The sequence below is a fragment of the Acidobacteriota bacterium genome, assembly GCA_039683095.1.
Classification (GTDB): Bacteria; Acidobacteriota; Aminicenantia; order Aminicenantales; family Saccharicenantaceae; genus RBG-16-66-30.
In genome coordinates, this window is the sequence record JBDKSB010000007.1 from 50,332 (window position 1) to 72,748 (window position 22,417).

Genomic DNA, 22,417 nt, shown 5'->3' on the forward strand with positions numbered 1-22,417 from the left:
GGAACGCGGAGCGGGGGTCACTTGAGCGCGTATCTCAGGACGAACAGCCCGGCAAAGGCGTAAATCAGCCAATGGACCCGGCGCCCCTGTCCGGCCGCGACCTTGAGCAGGACGTAGGCTATGAAGCCGAAGGAGATGCCCTCGGTGATGCTCATGGTCAGCGGCATGACGATGATGCTCAGGAAGGCCGGGAGGGCCTCGGTCAGGTCGTCCCAATCGATGGCCTTGACGCCCTTCATCATCATGGACCCCACGACGATCAGGGCCGGGGCGATGACCGGCCGCAGGACCATCCCGCCGTAATCGACCTCGCCGCTGATCATCTGGGCGATGGGGCTGAAGAACAGGGCGACGAGGAACAGGGCCGAGGTGACGATGTTGGCCAGCCCCGTCCGGGCTCCCTGGGCGATGCCGGTGACGCTCTCGATGTAGCTCGAGACCGTCGAGGTCCCGAGCAGGACGCCGCCGACGGTGCCGGCCGCGTCGGCCAGCATGGCCTGGTCGGCCCGGGGCAGGCGGCCGTCCTTCAGGAAGTTGCCGGCGCTGCCAACGCCGATGAGCGTCCCGATGGCGTCGAAGACGTCGAGCAGGAAGAACACGAAAACCACGGAGACGAGCCCCGAGCTGATCGCCCCGGCGATGTCGAGCTTGAGGAAGGTCGGGGCCAGGCTCGGCACGGGGGCCGTGACGCCGTGGAACCTGACGATCCCGAACGGGATGCCGGCCAGGGCCGTGGCCAGGATGCCGGCCAGGATGGCGCCGGGGAAGCGGACGACCATCAGCACGGCCGTCAGGGCCAGGCCGGCGAGGACGAGCAGCACGGGCGGGCTGCCGAGGTCGCCCAAGCCGACGAGGACGCCCGGCCGGCCGACGACGATCCCCCCGTATTCCAGCCCGACCAGGGCGATGAGCAGGCCGATGCCCACGGAGATGCCGTACTTGAGGCCGTCCGGGACGGCGGCCACGACCTTGCCCCAGACGCCGACGAGGGCCAGGACGACGAAGACCAGGCCGGAGATGAAATTGGCGCCCAGGGCGACCTGCCAGGTATAGCCCATGGTGCCGCAGACGACCACGGCGAAGAAGACGTTGTGGCCCATGGCCGGGGCCTGGGCGATCGGATAGCGGGCGAGCAAGCCCGTGAGGAGCGTCGCCAGGGCGCTGGCCAGGCACGTGGCCACCATGACCGCGCCCTTGTCCATGCCCGCCGTGCCGAGGATGGCCGGCTGGACGAAGATGATGTAGGACATGGTCATGAAGGTCGTCGCGCCGCCGAGGACCTCGCGGCGGACGGTCGTGCCGTTCTCGGCCAGACGGAATGTCCTCTCGAGGAACGCCTTCACGCCTCTCCCCTGCCCCGTTCCGGTCCTTGGCCCGCCGGACGCCCCGGTCAATAGCGGACGAGGGCCCGGACCTCGACCTCCGGATGGGCCGCGCGGATGTTCTCGACGCCGTGCAGGAACGACAGCTCGACGACGGCCCCGAAGCCGACGACCTCGCCGTTGAGCTTCTTGACCAGGTTGATGGCGCTGACCGAAGAGGACCCGGTGGCGATGAGGTCGTCGATGATGATGACGCGCTGGCCGCGGGCCATGGCGTCCTCGTGCATCTCGAAATACTCGACCGCGTACTCGTTCGGGGCCTCGATCGAAGCGCATTTGCGGGGCAGCTTGCCCTTCTTGCGGATGACGGTCAGGCCCAGCCGGAGGTCCCGGGCCAGGGCCGCGGCGAAAATGAAGCCCCGGGACTCGATGCCGACGATGAGATCCGGCTTCTTGGTCCGGGCCCAGGCCGTCAGCTGGTCGATGGCGGCGTTGAAGGCCTCGGCGCTCTGGACGACCGGGGTGATATCCTTGAAGACAACGCCCGGTTTGGGAAAGTCGGGGACATCGAGGATGTAATCTTTGAGATCGATCTTCATGGCAGCCTTACTTTATTAATATTACCCCCGCGAAGTCAATCCGCCGCCCGCTTAATGACGGGGTCAAACCCGCTTTTTGCTCATTTTCGCGTAAAAGGCAGGTTTGACCCCTTCTCGATTTGTTATACTGTAAGCGATGGCCATCGATTATTCGCTCTATCTCGTCGCCGACGCCGAGTACGCCCGGGGGCGGGACCTGGCCGGCCTCGTCGAAGCGGCCGTCGACGGCGGCGTGACCGTCGTCCAGCTCCGGGCCAAACTGCTCGGCGGGGCGGCCTTCGCCGCCCTGGCCTCGGACCTCGCCTCCCGGCTGGCGCGGCGGGGTGTGCCCCTGCTCGTCAACGACCGGGTCGACATCGCCCTGGCCTGCGGCGCGGCCGGCGTCCACCTCGGCCAGGAGGACGTGCCCGTCGCCGTCGCCCGCCGCCTCCTCGGAACCCGGGCGGTCATCGGCGTTTCGGTCAATACGCCCGGGCAGGCCCGGCAGGCGGAACGGGACGGCGCCGATTACGTCGGGGCCGGCCCGGCCTACGCGACGAGCACGAAGGAAACCCCGCTGGCCGTCCTGGGCCCGGCCGGCATCGGGCTCGTCCGGCGGGCGACCCGCCTGCCGGTCGTGGCCATCGGCGGGATCGCCGCGGCCAACGCGGCGGACATGGCTTCGGCCGGGGCCGACGGCATCGCCGTCGTCTCGGCCGTCCTCGGCGCCCCGGACGCCCGGCGCGCCGCCGAAGAGCTGAAACAGGCCTTCACGGGAATTCCCAAAAGGAGGGATCGATGAGGATCAGGGATTGGGCGATCGGGCTGATCGCGCTGGCGCTGGCGCTTTCGCCGGCCCTGGCCGCGGCCGGGGCCGGGGACGGGCGCGGACAGGCCGCGGGCAAGAGCGCGGCCGCCGGCCAGATCGAAAAGATCGACGAGGCCGTGCGCGTTCTCAACGAGATGATGAAGGAATCGGACAAGAGCATCCCGGAGTCGCTCATCCGGAACTGCGCCGGGATCGCCATCATCCCGGACGTCATCCGGGCGGGGCTCGTCATCGGCGGACGCCACGGCAGGGGCGTGGTGCTCGTCCGGACCGGGGACCGGGGCTGGAGCGACCCGGCCTTCATCGAGATCACGGGCGGGAGCGTCGGCTGGCAGGCCGGCGTCCAGTCGGCGGACATCATCCTGGTCTTCCGCACGCCCCGGAGCGTCGAGCACCTGGCCGAAAACAAGTTCACGCTGGGGGCCGACGTCGGCGTCGCCGCCGGCCCGCTGGGCCGCACGGCCGAGGCCTCCACGGACGCGGCGCTCAAGGCCGAGATCCTGTCCTACTCCCGCAGCCGCGGCCTTTACGCCGGGCTGACCGTGCAGGGCTCGTCCATCCAGGAGGACCGCAAGGCCAACCGGAATTTCTACGGCGCCGACGTTTCGCCGAAGGACATCTTCAACGGGAAGGCCCCGGCGTCGCCGGCGGCCGCGGGCAAGCTCAGGACGGCGCTCGCGGAGCTGTTAAAGTGACCTGTCTTCGATCGTGATCCGGCGCTCGTCGTCGCCGGCAGGCTCTATCCGAACCCGGATGCCCTCGACCGGGAAGGTCAGCTTCTCGGCCCACTCGACGATGACGATCCCCTGTCCGAGCATATCCTCCCAGCCGAGGTCGGCGATCTCGGACGCCCGCTCGAGCCGGTACAGGTCGATGTGGAAGACCCGGTTCCGGCCTTCGTAGACGTTGACCAGGGTGAACGACGGGCTGGAGACCCGGTTGGGGTCGGCCACTCCGGCCCCGGCGGCCAGGCCCTTGGCGAAGACCGTCTTCCCGGCCCCCAGCTCGCCGATGAGCAGGACCACCTCCGTCCCGGCGAAGCCGGCGGCCATCCCCCGGGCCAGCTCGAAGGTCTCCTGGCCGGACCGCGTCGTGACCGTCCTCGGCCAACTCATTCGCCGGCCAGCGCTTTCAGGGCCGGCGGCAGGTAGCGGATGATGTCGCCGGCGATGAGGGCCCGCTCGCCCAGCCGGTCCGCCGCGATGTCCCCGGCCAGGCCGTGGGCGTAAACGGCCGAGATCGCGGCCCCGGGCAGGTCCGCTTTCTGCCCGATCTGGGCGGCGATCATTCCCCCGAGCACGTCGCCCGATCCGCCGGTGGCCATGCCCGGGTTCCCCGTCGGGTTGACGAAGACGCGCCCGTCCGGCGCGGCCACGAGCGTCCGGTAGCCCTTGAGGACGACCGTGACCTTGTGCCTGGCCGCGAACTCCGGCGCCAGCTCCAGGCGATGGCGCTGGACCTCTTCGCTCGTCCGTCCGGCCAGGCGGGAGAATTCGCCGGGATGGGGCGTCAGCACAACCGGCCCGCGCATCCGGTCCAGGACCTCCGGCGCCTTCGAGACGATGTTCAGGCCGTCGGCGTCGATGACGCACGGGGCCTTGATCCGAGGCAGGAGGCCGAGCACGAACTCTGCGGTCGCGGGGTTCGTGGAGAGCCCCGGGCCGACGAGCACGACGCTCTTGCCCCCGAGCAGGGCCAGGGCCCGGGAGAGCGCCGCCGCGTCGATCGTTCCTGCCGGCGTCTCGGCCAGCGGCTCGGTCATCAGCTCGGCCATGCCCCTCGCCAGCGACGGCAGGGCCCGGGCGGCCGTGGCCACCGTGACCAGGCCCGCGCCCGTCCGCAGCGCGGCCCGGCCGGCCAGCGCGGCCGCGCCCGACTTCCCCAGCGACCCGGCGAAGATCAGGACGTGGCCGTACGTTCCCTTGTGGGTGTCTTTCTTGCGCCGGGCGAAGAAGGGCGCTACGGCCTCCTCTTCGACCAGCTCCAGCTTGAGCTCGTCCTTATTGAGGAGCGCGGACGGCAGGCCGATCGGGGCCACGACGAGCTCGCCGACCCTGTCCGCGGCCGGCGGAAAGATGTGGGCGACCTTGGGAGCGGCCAGGGTGACCGTCAGGTCGGCCGCGACGCAAGGCCCGATCGTCTCGAACGTGTCGGAGGACAGACCGGAGGGGATGTCGACGGCGACCTTGAACGCCTTGGACCTGTTGATGTCCCCGGCCGCCGCGGCGAAAAGGCCCTCGAGCGGCTTGATCAGCCCGGTCCCGAACATGGCGTCCACGACGACGGAGGCGTGAAAGACCGCGGTCCGCTCCTTCTTCCAGGCCGCCGCGTCCCGGACCTCGGTCACCGGCAGGCCCATTTTCAGGGCCACGGCCAGGTTGACCGCGGCGTCGCCCTTGACCTCGTCCCCGGCCGCCAGGAGCAGGATCTCGGGCCGGGCACCGGCATTGGCGAGGTGGCGGGCGGCCACGAATCCGTCCCCGCCGTTGTTGCCCTTCCCCGCCACGATCACGACGCGCTCGCAGGCGATGTCCGGGAAGCGGTGCCGGATGGCCCGGGCGATCCGCAGGCCGGCGTTCTCCATGAGCACGACGCCGGGGATGCCGATGTCCTCGATCGCGGTCCGGTCGATCTCCCGCATCTCCGCCGAGGTCAGGATCTTCATGAATCCCTCCGATACCATGGGGATTTTAGCATATTTCCGGGACGTTCGGGCCGCAGGCCGAAGGACGCCACCCGCTCGTCGGGAACGGTCCGGGCGCTCGGACCCCGCGATCTTCCGGCCCCGAAATTATTGACACCCCCCCCGGCCCTGTGTTAAGGATTAGCGAAAACGCAGGCCGTCGAACGACTAAACCTGCATACCGGAGGGTTGCGTTGAACGAAATGAAAGAGCGCCGTCCTATATCCCGGAAAATCCCCTGGCAGCTCGCAGTCGTCTTCGTTCTCCTGGCGGCCGGGCTGTCCGCGCTCTCCCAGGTCTTCTACACCACGCAGATCAGGCACGCCCGCGCCTTCATGGAAAGCGAGCTGGCCACGGTGGCCGGCCTCAAGGCCCATCAGATCAGGGAATGGCTCGAGCAGAAGCTGGCCTTCGCCGCCGCCCTCCAGGGGAACCGCTCGAACGCCGCGGCCGCCGAGGCGCTGGCCGGGAGGCCCGGCCTCGAACCGGACCGGACCGGGTTCCTGGCCGGCCTGGCGGGGCTCCAGAAAAGCATTCCCTTCACCAAGGTCGAACTCTCCATGCCCCACGGCGAGATCCTCTTGGACTATCCCGAAGGCTCGGCCTTCGCCTCTACGCCCGCCACCCTGGACGCGATCCACGAGGCCTGGCAGGACGGCAAGCCCCGGCTTGGCGCCATCGACCTGGACGAGAAGACCGGCCGGCGCTCCATCGACCTGATGATCCCCCTGCTCACGGGCGAAGGCCCCGGGAAGCCCGCGGCCCTTCTCCGGCTGTCGTTCGACGCCGCCTCGGAGATCGATCCCCTGCTCAACGACTGGCCGAACCGCCGCGACTCCGCCGAGGCCATCCTGCTGCGGATCGAGGCCGGGAACTTCGTCCGCCTCAGCCTGCCTCGCCTCTATGACGCCAAGGCCAAGACGCCTCCCCCGCCCGTCCCCGTGGCCAGCTTCCGCCGGCCGGCCCCCAACGAGGCCCTGGGCGAGGAAGGGTTCGTCGAGGGCAAGGATTACCGGGGCCGCCAGGTCCTCGAGTATCTCCGGGCCGTCCCCGGCACGGCCTGGCTCGTCGCCGTCAAGACGGACCTGGCCGACCTGACCGCCGGGATGACCGGCCGGAACGCGGGCATCGTGGCCGTGACCGGCGCCCTCATCCTCGTCTGCGGCGCGCTCCTCTATGTCTTCTGGCGGCGGAGCCTGGCCGCCGAGGAAGCGGCCGAGCGGTCCAAGTGGGACCTGGCCAACAAGACCATGTCCGACTTCATGCAGATCATGATCGACATCATGCCAAATCCCGCCTTCTTCAAGGACAAGGAGGGCCGCTACCAGGGCAGCAACGCCGCGTTCGAGAGACTCCTCGGCCACGGCAAAAGCGAGATCATCGGCCACACCATCGCCGACCTCGCGTCGCCGGACATCGTCAAGAAGCACCAGGAACACGACCAGGCCCTGCTGACCGAGCCGGGGCACCAGGTCTACGAGGCCCCGCTCCAGGCCTGGGACGGCGAACATCACGTCATCTTCATCAAGACGACCTACCAGCGGCCGGACGGCGCGATCGGCGGCATCCTGGGCATCCTCAAGGACATCACCCAGCGTCTCCGCTCCGAGGAGGAGCTCGAACAGCTGCGCCGTTTCAGCGACAGCACGGTCCAGACCATGACCGAGGGGCTTGTCCTGACCGACGCGGACGGCCGGCTCACGTTCGTCAACCCGGCCGCGGCCCGGATGCTGGGCTACGCGGCGAGCGAGATGATCGACCAGCCCGTCACCGCCTTCGTCCCCAAGGACAATCACGACATCGTCCGGCGGGCCGACGAGAAGCGTCTCAAGGGCATCTCCGACCGCTACGAGCTCGACTTCCTCCACCGCAACGGCAGCCGCCGGACCTTCCTGGTCAGCGGCGGGCCGCGCATCCAGGCCGCCCGATTCGGCGGGACCATGGCCGTCCTGACCGACATCTCCGACCGCAAGCGCATGGAAGAGGAGATCCGGGCCCTGTCCCTGCACGACGAGCTGACCGGCCTCTGCAACCGGCGCGGCTTCCTGACCCTGTCCGAGCTGGCCATCAAGACGGCCACCCGGCTGAAGAAGCCGATCGCGCTGATCTACATCGACGTGGACGACCTCAAGACGATCAACGACTCGGGCGGCCACAAGATGGGCGACCGGGCCCTGGTCGAGATCGCTTTCACCCTGAGGAAGAGCTTCCGCGAGTCGGACGTCATCGGCCGGCTCGGCGGGGACGAGTTTGCGGTCCTGGCCATGCAGACGAACCCCATGGACAGCAGCCTCCTGACCCTCCGTCTCCTGGAACGGTTGGACCTCTTCAACAGCCGGTCGGCGGCCGAAGCCGGGTTCCGCCTGTCGGTCAGCTACGGCGTATCGAACCGCGAGCCCGACAGCCCGGGGACCGTCGACGAGTTGCTGAGCCAGGCCGACCTCCAGATGTATGAGCAGAAGCGGGCCAAGAAGAGCAGCACGCCGGGCAGGCTTCCGGGCCTGTCCGCTTAGGCTTCGGGCGTCCCCCGCGGCCTTGTAATCGGGGGCCGTCTGTGGTATTCCTGAGGAAGGTCTTTTTGTATCCCATAAGGAGGCTCATATGGCTATCCGTGTAGGCATCAACGGTTTCGGCCGCATCGGCCGCAACATGCTCCGGGCGTCCTGGGGCGATCCGGCCATCGAATACGTCGCTGTCAATGATATCACCGACGCCAGGACCTTGGCCCACCTGCTCAAGTACGACTCGGTCCTGGGGAAGTTCCCGCAGGACGTGACGGCGACCGAGGATTCGATCGTCGTCAACGGCAAGAAGATCCGCGTCCTGGCCGAGAAGGAAGTCGGCAAGCTGGCCTGGAAGGACCTCGGCGTGTCCGTGGTCGTCGAGTCGACCGGCAAGTACACCAAGCGCCCCGACGCCATCCAGCACATCGAGAAGGGCGGCGCCGCCAAGGTCATCATCTCGGCGCCGGCCACCGACCCGGACGTCACCATCGTCCTCGGCGTCAACGAGAAGAGCTACGACCCCGCCAGGCACCATATCATCTCCAACGCCTCGTGCACGACCAACTGCCTGGCGCCCGTGGTCAAGGTCCTTCATGAGGAGTACGGCATCGAGCGGGGCTTCATGACGACCATCCACTCCTATACGAACGACCAGAAGATCCTCGACCAGCCGCACAAGGACCTGCGCCGGGCCCGGGCCGCGGCCGTTTCCCAGATCCCGACGACGACCGGGGCGGCCAAGGCCGTCGGCCTGGTCATTCCCGAGCTCAAGGGCAGGATCGACGGCGTTTCGATCCGCGTCCCGACCCCGAACGTCTCCCTCGTCGACCTCGTCGCCGTCTTCAGGAAGCCGGCCAAGGCCGAGGAGATCAACGCCGCGTTCATGAAGGCCGCCGCGGGCCCGCTCCAGGGCATCCTCGGCTACACGGACGAGCCGCTGGTGTCCGTCGACTTCATGCATGACCGCCGCTCGGGCATCGTCGACGGCCTCTCGACCAAGGTCATCGACGGCAACCTGGCCAAGGTCATGGCCTGGTACGACAACGAGTGGGGCTATTCCTGCCGGCTGGTCGACCTCATCAAGTTCGTCGCCAAGTGAGGCGGGCATGAAATTCGTCACCGACCTGGACGTCAAGGGCAAGCTCGTCTTCCTGCGCGTCGACTTCAACGTCCCGCTGGACGACAAGGGGCAGATCCGCGACGACACCCGGATCCGTGCCTCGCTGCCCACCATCAACTGGCTCCTCGAGCACGGCGCCCGGCTGGTCATCGCCTCGCACCTGGGACGGCCCAAGGGCAAGCCCGAGCCCTCCATGAGCCTGAAGCCGGCCGCGAGACGGCTGGCCGAGATCATCCCGAACAAGGTCCTCATGGCCCCCGACGCCGTCGGCGACGAGGTCGAGAGGATGAAGAAGGGCCTGGGCGAGGGCCAGGCGCTGGTCCTCGAGAACGTCCGCTTCCACAAGGAAGAGGAGAAGAACGATCCGGAGTTCTCCCGCAAGCTGGCCCAGGGCATCGACATCTTCGTCAACGACGCCTTCGGCTCGAGCCACCGGGCCCACGCTTCGGTCGTCGGCATCGCCGGCTTCGTACCGGTCAAGGCGGCCGGGTTCCTGATGAAGAAGGAGGTCGATTACCTCCAGAAGGCGGTCCACTCGCCGGTCAAGCCCTACGTCGCCATCCTGGGCGGGGCCAAGGTCTCGGACAAGATCGAGATCATCGAGAGCCTGCTCGGCAAGGCCGACCACATCCTGATCGGCGGCGCCATGGCCTATACCTTCCTGAAAGCCCAGGGCCTCGGCGTGGGCAAGTCGCTCGTCGAGGACGACCAGATCGAGGTCGCCCTGGCCATCCTGGACAAGGCCCGGGCCGGCAAGGTCGGCTTCCATCTGCCGCAAGACCATGTCCTGGCCAAGGCGCCGCAGGCGGGGACGGAAACGAGGACCGTCGAGACCCTGCCCTTCCCCGACGACATGATGGGCGTCGATATCGGCCCCAAGACCGTGGCCGCCTACGCGGCGGTCATAGCCACGGCCAAGACGATCTTCTGGAACGGCCCCATGGGCATCTTCGAGATCGACGAGTTCGCCAAGGGCACCATCGGGGTGGCCAAGGCCGTGGCGGCCTCGGGCGCGCTCTCCATCGTCGGGGGCGGGGACTCCGTCGCCGCCGTGAAGAAGGCCGGTGTCAGGGACAAGATCAGCTACATCTCGACCGGCGGCGGGGCTTCGCTCGAATACGTCGCCTATGAAACGTTGCCTGGCATCACGGCCCTGGAGAAGTAGATGACCAGGCGCCGTCGCGGCCCGTTCGTCGCGGGCAACTGGAAAATGAACCTGGGCCTCCGGGAGGCCTCGGATCTGGCCCGGAAGATCGTCGACGCCCGGGGCGGGCTTCCCGAAGCCGCCCTGGTGCTGATCCCGCCGTTCACCGCCCTGGCCGCGGTCGCCGGCGCCATCGCCGGCGAGGACGTCGGGCTCGGCGCCCAGGACCTATATTGGGAGAAGCAGGGCGCTTTCACCGGCGAGGTTTCGGGTCCCATGCTCAAGGACGCCGGCTGCGGCTATGTCCTGGTCGGGCACTCGGAAAGGCGCCAGCTCTTCGGCGAGACGGACGAAACCGTCAGCCGCAAGGCCCGGGCCGCCCTCGAGGCCGGGCTTACGCCCATCGTCTGCGTCGGCGAGGTCCTGGAAGAGCGGGACGGGGGCCGGGCGCTCGCGCGGATCGGCGAGCAACTGTTCAAGGGCCTGGGAGGGCTCTCCAAGGGAGACATCGGGCGCATCATCATCGCCTACGAGCCCGTCTGGGCCATCGGGACGGGGCGGACGGCCACCCCGGCCCAGGCGGAGGAGGTCCACTCCCACATCCGGCAGCTGATCGCAGATTCCTATGGAAATGAGGCCGCCGCCTGTGCTATAATCCTCTACGGCGGCTCCGTCAAGCCGGCCAATGCTTATCCGTTGTTCCGGGAGAAGGATATCGACGGATTTTTGGTCGGAGGCGCCTCTCTCGACGCCGGCGGTTTCATCGGCATCGTCGGGGAGGCCCTTCGGGCCTACAGGGAAGAAAAGTGAGCACGTTAATCATCATCCTGCACGTTATCGTTTGCCTGTTCCTGATCCTCGTGGTCCTGCTCCAGTCGGGCAAGGCCGCGGACCTGGCCGGAGCCTTCGGCGGCGGCGGAAGCCAGACCGCCTACGGCGGCAGAGGCAGCCAGAGCCTGCTCTCCAAGCTGACCACGGCGTCGGCCGTCATCTTCATGCTGACGTCGCTCGGCCTGTGGATCGTTTCGGGCAAAAACACCTCCTCGGTCGTCGGCGGCGAGAAGGCGCCGGCCGCGGCGACCGTCCCGGCGGCCAAGCCCGGGGACCAATCGACGGCGACCAACCCGGCCGCAACGCCGGCTGCTCAGCCCGAGCAGAAGCCCGCGGCGCCGGCCCCGGCCTCCCCGGCCCCGGCCGAGAAGAAGTAGACCTCGTTCGTGCCGAAGTGGTGGAATTGGCAGACACGCTAGCTTGAGGGGTTAGTGCCCGCAAGGGTATGGGGGTTCGAGTCCCCCCTTCGGCATTCCATCCAACCTTATCCCGGACCTGTGCCGGTCTTCGTCAATCGGGAATCCGCTTGCTCGGATACTTCCCAGCGCCGCCCCTCCGAGTCGCTCCGGGTCGGCGCGGCCCGCGTCTAGGTCAAGCGGGCGGCCCAGAGGGCGAAATCGCTTTCCTCGGCCGCGCCGACCGTCCTCCCCCGCTCCGCGCCTTTGTGGACCACGACGAAGGTCGGCACGCCCTGGACCCTAAACTCCCTGGCCAGCTCCGGGCAGGTCTCCACGTTGATCCGGGCAACGACGACCTGTCCGGCCCGGCGGGCGGCCAGGCGTTCGAGGATGGGGTGCATCATGAAGCAGGGGCCGCAGGTCGTCGAATAGAAGTCGGCCAGCACCGGCAGCGTCGAGTTCTGGAACAGGTTCAAGATGCCGTCGAGGCCGGGCTCGAGGATCTCCCCCGGCTCGGGCAGGCGCGACTTGCAGCGGCCGCAGCGGACGGTCTTGCCCCGCGCCGCGACGGGGAAATTGTTCGTCGTCCCGCAGACGGGACAGCTGACCTGCACTTTTTCTTCATCGGTCATCGGTCCTCCTGACGGCCCCTTCGGTTCTTGACCGAGCGCGGCGGGAGGGGCGGCGCCTCGCCGGCCCGCGCGCCCGGGATCATTTCCGCTTGGTATCCAGCAAAACGGCCTGGCGCTTGGCTTCCGGAAAGCGCTCGATGGCGTAGCGCAGGGTCGTCCGCGGGATGGCCGGACCGTGAGCCCGGAGGAACTTCTCCAGCCGGGCCGGGTCGGCCTTGCCAGCCTCGCGAAGGAGCCAGCCGTTGGCCTTGTGGATCAGGTCGTCCTCGTCCCCAAAGATCGAGGCCGAGATCTCGTAGATCGCCGGCTGGAACTCGGCCTTCCGGGCCAGCTTGATGAAGGAGACGAGCGAGGCCCGCCGGACCCAGCGGTTCGAATGGCCGGCCCAGGGCTTGATCTTCTCGACATAGGCCGGGTAGCGCTCGAGAAACGCGCCCAGGCAATTGGGGGCGAAGACGTCGACCGAGGCCCAGCCAGGCAGCCGGTCGGCCGCCAGCCAGTTCTTGGCCCTGGCGAATAACGAGGGCGGGAACGACGCCTTGAAGCGGCCGAGGACCAGGGACCCGACGGCCTTGGGCTCGAGCTCCGGCTCGTCGAAAAGGACGTCGCAGAGGCCCATGGCCTCCTCGACCGTCCAATCCGCCTTGATCCGGTCATAGAGGGCCCGTCCCAGGGCATGGACCTCGGCCGCGGCCACGCTGTAGGACTTGACCTCTTCCTTGAAGTAGCGCTGGGCGCCCAGCGCCTTGACCGGGTCCCCCTTGGCGGCCAGCTCCCGCTTGACCTCCCGGGCCGCCGCCGCGGGGCCGAAGCTCTTCAGCGTCATATCCGGCTCTCCTCCTCTGTCCGCTTTTTTGATTCTATTCCGCCGGCCCGGCAAAATCAAACCAGACGCGGAGCCCGGGAAGGGAGCCCGACGGGGTCAAGCCTACCCGGAGGGGCCCCCTGTCGGGGCCGTCCCTTAAATGAAGCGGGACAGGATGGCGTTGGAGACGAGGAGCTTGTCGGCCGGGATCCAGAGGCGCGAGCCGGCCTGTACGAGCAGGCCCTCCGAGGCCAATTCATCGATCTCCCGGGCATAGAGCGAGAAGACGCTGACCCCGGTCCGCTCCTGGACCTCGGCGGCGTCCACGCCGCGGACGAGCCTCAGCCCGAAAACCAGCGCCTCACGGGCGGCAGCGGCCGGGGTGAGCTCGACGACCTCGGCCCGGGCCGACTCCCCGCTTGTCAGAGCTTCGGACCAGCCATCCAGGGAGGCCAGGTTGGTCCAGCGGAAGCCCTGGAGATGGGACGACGCGGACGGGCCCAGGCCCAGGAACGGCTCGTAGCGCCAGTACTTGAGATTGTGCCGGCACTCGTGGCCCGGCTTGGCGAAATTCGAGATCTCGTAGCGGGCCAGGCCGGCCTTCTCCAGGGCCTCCCGGACCCTCTCGTAGGAATCGACGGCGGCGTCCTCGTCGACCGGGCGGCGGGCCAGGTCCTCGGCGATCGGCAGCCCTTCCACGTTCTCCAGGAAATACGCGGAGACATGGTCCGGCGCCAGCCCGATGAGGGCCTCGAGCGTGCGATCGACGGCCTCGGGCGTCTCGCCGGGGACGCCGATCATGAGGTCGACGGCGAGCGAGTCGAACCCCGCCTGCCTAGCGGCGCGGCAGAAGCGCAGCGCCTCGGCCGCCGCATAAGGCCGGCCGAGGGCGCGCAGCACGCCGTCGTCGAAGGACTGGACGCCGATGCTCAGCCGGGTGACGCCCGCCCGCCGCCATCCCCGCGCCAGGCCGGTCCCGCCGGCGACGGGGTTGGCTTCGAGCGTGAATTCGCCGATCTTCAGGGGGAAATGGGCCAGGGCGAGGTCCCGGATGGCACTCACCTGGTCCTCGCCAAGAAGCGAGGGCGTCCCGCCGCCGATATATAGGGTGTCGAAGCGCAGACCGGCGACGGCCGCCGAGGCCGTGTCCGCCTCCTTTTCGAGGCCTTCGCGCCAGGTCCGGCGTCCGGCCGCGTTCCAGGGCACGCTATAGAAATGACAATAGGGGCATTTGGCCAGGCAGAAGGGAAAATGGATATACAATCCGGCTTTCAACGATCAGCTCCCGCCGGCCCCTCCGGTCCCCTTCAGCCCTGCTCCTCGTAGCCGACGGCCGCGTAATAGATGGCCCGGTCGAAAAAGATGAGGACCCGGTGCTGGAGATCCATGGCCTGGTAGAGGTCCAGGGCGGTGTCGAGCAGCCCCGACGCCTGGATCTTGGCCCAGAGGAGGCGCCTGATGTGGCAGAGCGACAGCACGATCTCCGACATCGGGAAGCCCTCGCGCCGGCGCTGGCGGCCCAGCGCGGTCCAGTAGCTCCTCACCTCTTCCTTGGTCGTCTCGCGGGAGACCCATTTCCCGAGCTGACTGTAGACCCGGTAGGCCCGCTTGTAGATCTCTTTCTGATCGAAGCCCTGGTAGTTGGGCATCCTCGGGTCGCGGCGGATGTCCTCGACGTAACTCTTGGTCAGCTCGTCCGCGTTGCGCTCGATGAGGTCGACCAGCTTGCGGGACGCGGCGGTCTCGAAGAAAAGCTCATCGCCGGATTCCAACACGGTGCCCCTCCCCTTTCAGAAATAACACCGGGGGGGAGCCTTGTCAACAAGGCGAGCCGGCCCGCCTATTTCTTCGTCGAGCAGCCGGCGCACCCGGACTCGCACTCTTTGTCGGGAGCCGCCGCCGCCGGGGCCTTGGCCTGCGCCTCTTTCATCTTCTTCATCATGGTCATGTGCTCGGCCATATGGACCTGGATGGCCTTGGCGACCTCGGGGTCCTTGGAGCTGATCTTGAGGACGGCGCCGTCCTTGGTGTTCTCGACGGCCATTTCGATCTTGTCACCGTAGAGCATGAACAGCCCGCCCAGGCCGGGGGCCATCATGGGGTGAGCCATCCGGCCCTGCCCGCCGTGCATCTTGCCCATGCGCCCGGCCATCGGCATCCCCGGGCCCATCTGGCCGCACATCGGGCAGCCGGACATGGTTTCGTGCTTCATCATGCCCATCGGCATCTTCTCGCCCATGGGCGCCATCTCGCCGGCCTTGGGCGCCTCGGCCTTGGCCTGCTGGGCCTTGACGTATTTCTCGGGTTCCTTGGCGAAGGCTTCCTTGCAGCCCGTGCTGCAGAAATAATAGGTCACGCCCTTGTAGTCGAAGGTCGCCTTGGCGTTGGCCTTGACGACGGTCATGCCGCAGACGGGATCGACGGCCTTGTCGGCGGCCTGCTGCCGGGCGTAAACGCCGAGGACGAGGACGATCGCCAGCGCGGCCAGGATCATGATCGGACGGAGATTCTTGTTCATCGGGGGCCTCCTTGCACTCGGCTACATTATATCGGAGGATCCGCCTGAAGGCAAAGGGGCCGGAAGCTACTTGCCCTTGACGATGGCAATGAGGGCCTCGCGGGCCCTCGGATCGTCGGACTCGCCGAGCCAGAAGACCGCTTTCCTGCGGAGGCGCGGGTCGGGGTGGGTCCGGGCCAGGCGGATCAGGACATCCAGCCCCTGGCCGCCGGGGAGCTCCGACAGGGCAAAGATCGCCTGTTCCTGGATCTCGAGGTCGGCGTCCTCGAAGGCGATCTTTTCGAGGGTCTCGCCCGATCTCTTCGCGGCCATCTGGCCGAGCCAGAAGACGGCCTGCTTGCGCACGTCGTGCTTTTCGGCGCCCCGGGCCAGGGAGATCATCTCGTCAACGGCGGCGGGCCGGTCGATCTGGCTGATGCCGAAAACGGCCCCTTCGCGGACCTCCTCGGACCGGTCGGCCCGGGCCGTCCTCGCCAGGAGCTTCAATCCGGCGTCGTCGTCCTGCTCGCCGATCCAGAAGGCCGCGTCCTTGCGCAGATCGTCGGGATCGTTCCCGGCGAGGATCTTTTCGAGGAAGGGCAGGACGATCCTGGGCGCCCCGTGGCAGCCGGCCGCGGCGATCAGGGCCTTGCGGACCTCCCCGTCCGTATTGCGGCCATAGAGGCCCTCGATCAGGGCCAGGCTCCGGTCATCGGCCGCTTTGCCAAGCCAGTAGAGCGGCGCCCCCTCGAAATCGAAACCGAGGTCGAGGTCGCTGAGACTGACCTCGGCCAGGGCCGGCGCCTTCCCCCCCTTGTAGCGAAGGAAGATGCCAAGTTCCTTGAGGACCTTCTTTTCCGGCCGGGACGGCCGGTCGATCCGGTCCAGGGCGACAACCGCGGCTTCGCGGACCGACCCGGCGCTCCCCCGGCCGGCCGCGGCGCCAGTCCGGCCGGCCAGGATGTCGGCGACGGAAGGCCCCCGGTCCCGCCCGTCTCGCCAGGAGCCGGTATGGGAATTCTCTCCGGTCAGCCGCTCGACCGAATAGCCGATCCAGAAAGCGCGGCCGGCCTCGGGCTTGGCCGCGTCGGCCAAGGCCCGGTCGAGCCTGGCGGCCAGGGTTCCGGCCTCGGCCGACCGGTCGTAGACCCGTTCAGGCGGCCGCTGCCTGTCGTCGCCGGCCGCGCCGGCGCCGCCCGACGCGGACAGCCAGGCCGCCGCAATAAGGGCCGCGAGCAGGATCCCGACGAACCCGGCCTTGCGCATGATGATCCTCCCGCTCAAAGGGACGGGGCGTCCGACTTCTTCTCGAGGATCTCGAGCAGGGCCGCCTTGGCCTTGGGCGTGCCGATTTCCCCGAGGGCCATGACCGCGGCCCGGGCCACCTTGGCGTCCTTGCCTTTGGCCGCTTCGAGCAGGGCCGGGACGGCCTCGTCGCTCTTGGTCTCGCCCAGGGAGAGCACGGCCTGCAGCTTGAGCTCGGGGTCCGGCTCGTTCTTGACGACCTCGATGAGCATGGAGACGGAGGCGCCCCCCTCCTCCCCGGAGCCGGCCATCAAGGCGGCCCGCCGCGCTTTAGGGGACTTGGCGTTCTTCATGATCTTGAGCAGATTCTCCTGCCCGGCCCCGCCTTCGGTCTCGGCCAGGGCGAAGACGGCCATCTGGGCTATATCGTCGTCCGTGCTCGCCAGGGCGGTCTCGAGCAGCAGGTCCTTGACCGCCGGGTCGTGGTGCTCGGCGACCGCCATCAGGGCGGTCCGCTTGAGGTCGTCATCCTTGGCCGAGGCCAGCACTTGCTTCAGGACGTCCAGGGCCTCGGGGCTGTCGATCTCGGCGACCTGGAAGAGGGCCGTCCGGACCATGTCCTTGTCGGTCTCGTTGAGCAAGATGTCCTTGAGCAGCGGCAGCGACTGGGCGTCCTCGCGGTCCGCCAGGGCGAACAGGGCCGCCTGCCGGACCTCCCGGTCTTTGGCGCCCTTGAGGATCTGGCGCAGCGCTTCCGCTGCCTCGGGCCCCTTGATGTCCGCGAGGGCGAAGCAGGCGCCCCGGGCCATCTCCTTGTCGGGGTCCGTCTGGGCGACCTTGGCGTACAGGGCGGCGAGGCCCGGATCGTCGGTGTCGGCCAGGGCGAACAGGGCGTTGCGCCTGAGGTCGACCGGGGCGTCGGAGGCGACGATGTCCTTGAGGGTCTTGGCCGCCTCGGCCCCGCCGCGGTCGCCGATGGCGAAGAGCGCCGACCGGCGGACCTCTTCCGCGGGTTCGTGCAGGGCGATGTCCCGGAGCTTGGCCAGCGCTTCGGGAGAGCTCATGTCGGCGAGCATGAAGACGATCTGGTTCTTGAGCTTGACGCTCGCGGCCTTGTCGTAGATGCCGAGCACGGTCTTGAGCGCGTCGGCGTCGCCGATGTCCTGCAGGGCGAACAGGGCCGTCATCCGGATATCCTCTTCGTCCCCGGCCTGGAAGGATTTGATGATCGTTTCGTATTCCTGCTTGCCGGCCTTGGCCAGGCCCTGGGCCAGGCGGATCATGTTGGACTTGGCGTCGTCGGCCCAGTCGCTGTTGGGATAATCCTTGACGAACTTCTCGTAGCACCTGAACGAAGCCTCGGCCGCCTGGCCGAGCTTCTCCTGGCTGTAGCAGGACCAGAAGCGGGCGTCATCGACCCAGGCGCTCTTGGGGAACTGGCGCGCCAGCTCGTCCATGGCCGTCTTGGCGGCGGACCATTTCTCCTCGAGAACGAGGGCATAGGCCTGCTTATAGGCGACCGCGTCCTTCTCCTGCGGGTCCTCGACGGGCAGGATGGCGGCGCGGGCCAGGCCAGCCGTCAGGGCCAGCCCCATGATCGCGGTCAGGAAGAGCTTGTTGCGGATTTTCATGATCTATCTCCTTGTCAAACGCTGCTTTTCTTGGGGGCCGGGGCGGCGCCGCGGCCCATCTTGGCGAGGTCGATCCTGAGGAACAGGCCCTTGCGATCGACGCCCTGCTTGACCATCTCGACGCCCTCGAGATCCTGCCCGGACTCGAGGTTGGCGATCTGCATCATTATGACCTCGAGGTCGGACACGAGCTCGCGGAGCCGCCGCTCGCCGGGCCCGTCCAGGCCCTTGCGGATGGCCGGGGCCTGGGACAGGAGGGCGCGGGAGGCGGCCTTCTTGCCGTCGAAGTCGAAGGCGTAAGCGTCCTCGGTCGCCGGATCGTAGTTGACCAGCCCGAGGAGAATGACCTTGGACCGGTCGACGAAATCCGCCGCCCGGACAACGGCCGGCGACGGCGAGCCGGCGACGGCGATCACTGGCCCGCCCGCGGCCGTGGTCGCCCGGCCCGTTCCGGCGGAGGGCCCGAGGGCGAGGCGGCCGATGAGGATGCCGACGAGGACAAGCGCGGCCGCGCCGGCCGCCTGCCAGGCCCAGCGGGGCAGGCGGGCGAAGACGCCGCCGAGGCCGGCGGCGAGCGACGGCCGGCTCTTTTCCCGCGTCGCTTCCCAGATCATCCTCCGCGACAGCCGGTCCCAGTAGCCGTCCCAGAACTCCGTCCCGGGATCGGGGCGCCCGCGCCGGTCCATCACCCGGAGGGTCCCGGCCAGGGCGGCGCGTTCGGCGGCGCACTCCGGGCAGGCCTCCAGATGGCGCTCGAAGGCCTCCTTTTCCGGCGGGCCAAGCTCGTCGTAGAGGGCCTCGATCATGGCTTCACGGCATTTCTGACAGTCATTCATTGGAGCTCTCCGTGCCGGAGACGAGGGCCGGCGGCCCCAGCTCCTTCTGGAGCTTGCGGACGGCCCGGAAGAGATAGCTCTTGACCGAGCCGGTGGACAGGTCGAGCGCGGCGGCGATGTCCTTGAGCTTCAGGTCCTCGTAATGGCGAAGCACGAACACCGCCTTTTCCTGCGGGGAGATCTTGTCCAGGGCCCGGGCGACCCGCTCCTGGACCTGGCTCGCTTCGAGGGCCGATTCCGGGTCGGCCGCGCCGCGCGGAGGCAAGCCGGCTTCGACCCGGCTCAGGGCCTCGAGGACGTCATCCCCCACCGGCTCGGGCGTGGAGCCCTTGCGGCGGAGGTGGTCAATCGAGGCGTTGTAGGTGATCCGGTAGAGCCAGGAGCCGAGCTTGGCGCCCCTGCGGAAGGTCGAGAAGGAACGAAAAACCTTGAGGAAGACCTCCTGGGAGATGTCCTCGGCGTCGACGGGGCTCCCGGCCATGTCCAGGGCCAGGTAAAATACCTTTTTCTTATAGAGCTCGACGAGCTCGCGGAAGGCCCTCTGGTCGCCCCGGGCCAGCCCTTCGATGATCGCGTCTTCGTCCATCTGATCCATCTCCGGCATTCACTCCGTTAGACGGACGCCGCCGGCCGGGGGTTGGCAGGCGGCTATTTCTTCTCGGCCGCGGCGTAAGCGGCGTAGGCCTCCGCGACCCGCCCGGACCGGGCGTCGCCGCGGTGGACATAGACGCGGTACCTGAGGCAAACGGGGACATCGGCCGCCAGCGAGGTCCCGGTCAGGCCCGGCCAGCACGGGTTGAGGATGCCAGCATAGCTGTTGCGGACAAGCCAGGGCAAGGGGAAGCCCGGATGGCGGGGCGAGACGAAGATGGCGATGCCGCGGTCGCCGGGCGCGGACAGGTCCGCCCACCGGAAGGGCTGGCCGGTCGAATCCGCGGCCAGCGGGCCCTGGTCGGTCGTCATCGCGGCGCCCTTGAAAATGGGCGCGTCGAGGCCCTCGATCGCCCGCCCGCGGAAGCAGAGGCCGCTGTAGCCCTTGTTATCCTCGGGGGCGCCCCGGAGGACGATCGGTCCGCCGACAGGGCGGAGGGCTATCTCGACGTCGATGGCCCGGCCGTAGCGCGTGGCGCCGTGGACGATGATCGTTACCGTTTCCTCGGCCACGTCCTCGGTTTCGCCGAGCTTCCAGGTGTTCTGGACGACCAGGCGCGCGCCGTCGCCGGCGACACTGCGCTCGACCCATTTGACGAAGCGCTGGCGCAGGGACGGCTGGGCGGGCTCCCAGCTCGAGGTCCTGGCGCCGCGGACCTCGACCTTGGGCCAGGCCCAGAAGAGGCCGTGGTGGTGGAAGTGATCGCGGGGGAAGTCCTCCGTCAGGACCTGGCCGTCGAGCGAGTAAAGAGGATGAATATAGCCGGACCTGACATAGCGGGGGTCGATGCCGGGCGCCAGCTTGTCGCCATAGACGTAGGTCAGGACCCTTCGCCCGCCGTCGAGGACCGTCAGGGCGCCGGAAGGAAGGCCTCCGGGATCCGGGGCGTGGGGAGGGAGCGACGGCCGTCCGGGGACGGGCGGCTCGTTCTCTTCGACGAAGCTCATCCGGGACGCCGGGGTGCGGGCGGCTTTCATCAGAAGGAACAGCAGGGCGACGGCGGCGAGGGCAACGGCGAAAACGACGATCCAGACGCGCGGCAGGGCCTTAAAAGGGCGACGAACGATCATCGGAACCACCCCTGCGCGTACTTTTCATAGCGCGCCCGGACGCGGCCGGATGCGGCGTCGCCTGAGTGGACGAGGACGCCGGCTCGCTGGCCGATGGACTCCCCTTTCTTGAGGGTGAACGGCTTGCCGCTCCGGTCGTCGGGCCGGCGTGGGCCGAACGTGCCATGCTCGCGGGTCAGCCAGCGGTGGACCGCGCCGTCGGGGAACTGGAAGACGGCCAGCGCTGCAAGGGCGGCCGGGGCCGGCCGCCGGACGTTCAGACGACCCATGGCCGGCGGTGCGGATAATCGAGCCAGCGGTTCGCCTCGGCGTCACCCACGAACTTCTCGGCGGCCGGGTTCCAGGCGAGCTTGCGGCCGAGCTTCATGGCGATGTGGGTCATGACGCAGACCGAGTTGGAGCGGTGGCCGACCTCGGCCGGCGCGGCCGGGGCCCGGCGCGTGCGCACGGCCTCGAGGAAGTTCTTCATGTGGTTGCCGCTCTGGACGAGCTTGACCTCGCCCTGGCCGGGCTTCCATTTGAGGATGGCCGGATCGGAGGCCTTGATTCCGCCGCGCTGGACGAAGACCCAGCCCTGGTCGCCTTCGAAGCGGACTCCGGCCGGATCGCCCGTCTCCATGAGCAGCCGGACGCCGTCGGCGTAGACGGCCTCGGCCTTGAATTTCGTGTGGACGTCGAACAGGCCGCGGTCGGGGAATTCGCCCCTGGCCTCGACGCTGACGGGGCCCCAGAGGTCGCTGCCGTGGCCCCACTGGGCGATGTCCATCATGTGCGAGCCCCAGCCGGTGATCATGCCCAGGCAGTAACGCTCGATCTGGAGCCAGCCGGGCCGGTCATAGCTCAGCTGGGGATGGACCCGGTCCTCGCTGAACGGGGCCGCCGCCGTCGGGCCCATCCAGAAGTCGTAGTTCAGGTTCGGCGGCACGGGCACGGGCCGGGGATCGCCCTGGCCCTGGTCCTCGGGGATCGAGGCGCGGATGGTCTTGAGAGCTCCGATCCGGCCGTTGCGGACGATCTCGCAGGCCATGAGGAAGTGGATGTCGGAGCGCTGCTGCGAGCCGACCTGGAGAATGCGGTTCCGCCTGGCCACGACCGAGACCAGCTTGCGCCCTTCGGCGATGGTATAGGTCAGCGGCTTCTCGACATAGATGTCCTTGCCGGCCTCGGCGGCGGCCACGGCGTGGGCCGCGTGCCAGAAATCCGGCGTTACGATGAGGACGCCGTCGATGTCCTTGCGAAGCAGCATCTGGCGAAAATCGCGATAGACCTTGACGCTCCCGGACGCGTCCTTGCCCGTTTCGACCGTGTAGATCCGCTCGGCCAGCCACTGGGCGTCCTGGAGCCGGTGCGCGTCGATGTCGCAGACGGCCACGACCCGGGCACCTGTCTCGAGCCCGCGGTAGATGAGCTCCTGCATGTCGCCCTGGCCCTGGCGGCCGACGCCGATGCAGCCGAACTGGATGATGTCGCTCGGGGCGGGCCGGGCGAAAACGGACGAGGGGACGATGGCCGGGGCCGCCGCCGCCACGGCCGCGGCCTTGATGAAGCTCCTGCGGTTCATATGCGCCTCCGGAAGCCGAAGCTATCACTCGCGGCCGCCGGTGTCAACGCGAAACCGGGGTGCCCAGCCGTTCCGATGG

23 protein-coding genes and 1 tRNA gene are annotated in these 22,417 nt (G+C 68.4%); 8 read left to right on the forward strand and 16 right to left on the reverse strand.

The window, feature by feature from the left end; translation table 11 throughout:
* Window positions 1-17 precede the first annotated feature (17 nt).
* Entirely contained in the window at window positions 18-1,343 is a 1,326-nt protein-coding gene (locus tag ABFD52_05565) for an NCS2 family permease (GenBank protein ID MEN6560222.1), read from the reverse strand.
* Window positions 1,344-1,390: 47 nt separating this feature from the next.
* Window positions 1,391-1,921 (reverse strand): adenine phosphoribosyltransferase, encoded by a 531-nt coding sequence (locus ABFD52_05570; protein ID MEN6560223.1) that lies wholly within the window; start codon window positions 1,919-1,921, stop codon window positions 1,391-1,393.
* Window positions 1,922-2,057: 136 nt separating this feature from the next.
* Here ABFD52_05570 and thiE point away from each other — a divergent pair, with 136 nt between their 5' ends.
* Both thiE and ABFD52_05580 read left to right on the forward strand, forming a co-directional pair.
* Window positions 2,058-2,702 (forward strand): thiamine phosphate synthase, encoded by a 645-nt coding sequence (gene thiE, locus ABFD52_05575; protein ID MEN6560224.1) that lies wholly within the window; start codon window positions 2,058-2,060, stop codon window positions 2,700-2,702.
* Entirely contained in the window at window positions 2,699-3,424 is a 726-nt protein-coding gene (locus ABFD52_05580) for a lipid-binding SYLF domain-containing protein (GenBank protein MEN6560225.1), read from the forward strand. Before thiE ends, ABFD52_05580 begins: the two co-directional genes overlap by 4 nt.
* Here the strand turns inward: ABFD52_05580 and tsaE are convergent.
* Together tsaE and ABFD52_05590 are read right to left on the reverse strand one after the other, a co-directional pair.
* On the reverse strand, window positions 3,416-3,844 hold the full coding sequence (gene tsaE / locus ABFD52_05585) for a tRNA (adenosine(37)-N6)-threonylcarbamoyltransferase complex ATPase subunit type 1 TsaE (protein ID MEN6560226.1): 429 nt from the start codon (window positions 3,842-3,844) through the stop codon (window positions 3,416-3,418). The genes ABFD52_05580 and tsaE overlap by 9 nt on opposite strands.
* Entirely contained in the window at window positions 3,841-5,394 is a 1,554-nt protein-coding gene (locus tag ABFD52_05590) for an NAD(P)H-hydrate dehydratase (GenBank protein ID MEN6560227.1), read from the reverse strand. Before ABFD52_05590 ends, tsaE begins: the two co-directional genes overlap by 4 nt.
* Window positions 5,395-5,615: 221 nt before the next feature.
* Here ABFD52_05590 and ABFD52_05595 point away from each other — a divergent pair, with 221 nt between their 5' ends.
* From ABFD52_05595 to ABFD52_05620, 6 genes are all read left to right on the forward strand, one after another.
* Window positions 5,616-7,925, forward strand: coding sequence for a diguanylate cyclase (locus tag ABFD52_05595; protein ID MEN6560228.1), 2,310 nt, complete (start codon window positions 5,616-5,618; stop codon window positions 7,923-7,925).
* 88 nt (window positions 7,926-8,013) lie between these two features.
* Window positions 8,014-9,015, forward strand: coding sequence for a type I glyceraldehyde-3-phosphate dehydrogenase (gene gap / locus ABFD52_05600; protein ID MEN6560229.1), 1,002 nt, complete (start codon window positions 8,014-8,016; stop codon window positions 9,013-9,015).
* Between the two features lie 7 nt (window positions 9,016-9,022).
* Window positions 9,023-10,201 carry a phosphoglycerate kinase gene (locus ABFD52_05605; protein MEN6560230.1) on the forward strand — a complete coding sequence of 393 codons (1,179 nt, stop codon included), beginning with the start codon at window positions 9,023-9,025 and terminating at the stop codon, window positions 10,199-10,201.
* Window positions 10,202-10,990 carry a triose-phosphate isomerase gene (tpiA, locus tag ABFD52_05610; GenBank protein ID MEN6560231.1) on the forward strand — a complete coding sequence of 263 codons (789 nt, stop codon included), beginning with the start codon at window positions 10,202-10,204 and terminating at the stop codon, window positions 10,988-10,990.
* The gene (secG, locus tag ABFD52_05615; GenBank protein MEN6560232.1) at window positions 10,987-11,388 is read left to right on the forward strand and encodes a preprotein translocase subunit SecG; all 402 of its coding nucleotides are present in this window, start codon (window positions 10,987-10,989) and stop codon (window positions 11,386-11,388) included. Before tpiA ends, secG begins: the two co-directional genes overlap by 4 nt.
* An 11-nt stretch (window positions 11,389-11,399) precedes the next feature.
* Window positions 11,400-11,483: transfer RNA gene (locus ABFD52_05620), tRNA-Leu, on the forward strand.
* 114 nt (window positions 11,484-11,597) lie between these two features.
* On the opposite strand, the gene ABFD52_05625 is transcribed toward ABFD52_05620, so the two are convergent.
* The 12 genes from ABFD52_05625 to ABFD52_05680 form a co-directional block, all read right to left on the reverse strand.
* A complete protein-coding gene (locus tag ABFD52_05625; protein MEN6560233.1) occupies window positions 11,598-12,041 on the reverse strand; it encodes a thioredoxin family protein in 444 nt (147 codons plus the stop codon).
* Between the two features lie 79 nt (window positions 12,042-12,120).
* Window positions 12,121-12,867 (reverse strand): DNA alkylation repair protein, encoded by a 747-nt coding sequence (locus ABFD52_05630; GenBank protein MEN6560234.1) that lies wholly within the window; start codon window positions 12,865-12,867, stop codon window positions 12,121-12,123.
* Between the two features lie 135 nt (window positions 12,868-13,002).
* Complete coding sequence (gene hemW / locus ABFD52_05635; GenBank protein ID MEN6560235.1) at window positions 13,003-14,121, reverse strand: radical SAM family heme chaperone HemW; 1,119 nt, start codon at window positions 14,119-14,121, stop codon at window positions 13,003-13,005.
* 32 nt (window positions 14,122-14,153) lie between these two features.
* On the reverse strand, window positions 14,154-14,621 hold the full coding sequence (locus tag ABFD52_05640; GenBank protein MEN6560236.1) for a hypothetical protein: 468 nt from the start codon (window positions 14,619-14,621) through the stop codon (window positions 14,154-14,156).
* 65 nt (window positions 14,622-14,686) lie between these two features.
* Window positions 14,687-15,364, reverse strand: a complete 678-nt coding sequence (locus ABFD52_05645) for a YHS domain-containing protein (protein MEN6560237.1) — start codon at window positions 15,362-15,364, stop codon at window positions 14,687-14,689.
* Window positions 15,365-15,430: 66 nt separating this feature from the next.
* Entirely contained in the window at window positions 15,431-16,609 is a 1,179-nt protein-coding gene (locus ABFD52_05650) for a HEAT repeat domain-containing protein (GenBank protein MEN6560238.1), read from the reverse strand.
* A gap of 14 nt (window positions 16,610-16,623) precedes the next feature.
* Window positions 16,624-18,219 carry a HEAT repeat domain-containing protein gene (locus ABFD52_05655; protein MEN6560239.1) on the reverse strand — a complete coding sequence of 532 codons (1,596 nt, stop codon included), beginning with the start codon at window positions 18,217-18,219 and terminating at the stop codon, window positions 16,624-16,626.
* Window positions 18,220-18,233: 14 nt separating this feature from the next.
* Window positions 18,234-19,055, reverse strand: coding sequence for a zf-HC2 domain-containing protein (locus ABFD52_05660; GenBank protein MEN6560240.1), 822 nt, complete (start codon window positions 19,053-19,055; stop codon window positions 18,234-18,236).
* Window positions 19,048-19,641 (reverse strand): sigma-70 family RNA polymerase sigma factor, encoded by a 594-nt coding sequence (locus ABFD52_05665; GenBank protein ID MEN6560241.1) that lies wholly within the window; start codon window positions 19,639-19,641, stop codon window positions 19,048-19,050. The genes ABFD52_05660 and ABFD52_05665 overlap by 8 nt, the downstream gene beginning before the upstream one ends.
* 62 nt (window positions 19,642-19,703) lie before the next feature.
* On the reverse strand, window positions 19,704-20,777 hold the full coding sequence (locus ABFD52_05670; GenBank protein MEN6560242.1) for a DUF6807 family protein: 1,074 nt from the start codon (window positions 20,775-20,777) through the stop codon (window positions 19,704-19,706).
* Entirely contained in the window at window positions 20,774-21,046 is a 273-nt protein-coding gene (locus ABFD52_05675; GenBank protein MEN6560243.1) for a hypothetical protein, read from the reverse strand. The genes ABFD52_05670 and ABFD52_05675 overlap by 4 nt, the downstream gene beginning before the upstream one ends.
* Entirely contained in the window at window positions 21,034-22,338 is a 1,305-nt protein-coding gene (locus ABFD52_05680; GenBank protein MEN6560244.1) for a Gfo/Idh/MocA family oxidoreductase, read from the reverse strand. Before ABFD52_05680 ends, ABFD52_05675 begins: the two co-directional genes overlap by 13 nt.
* Window positions 22,339-22,417 lie beyond the last annotated feature (79 nt).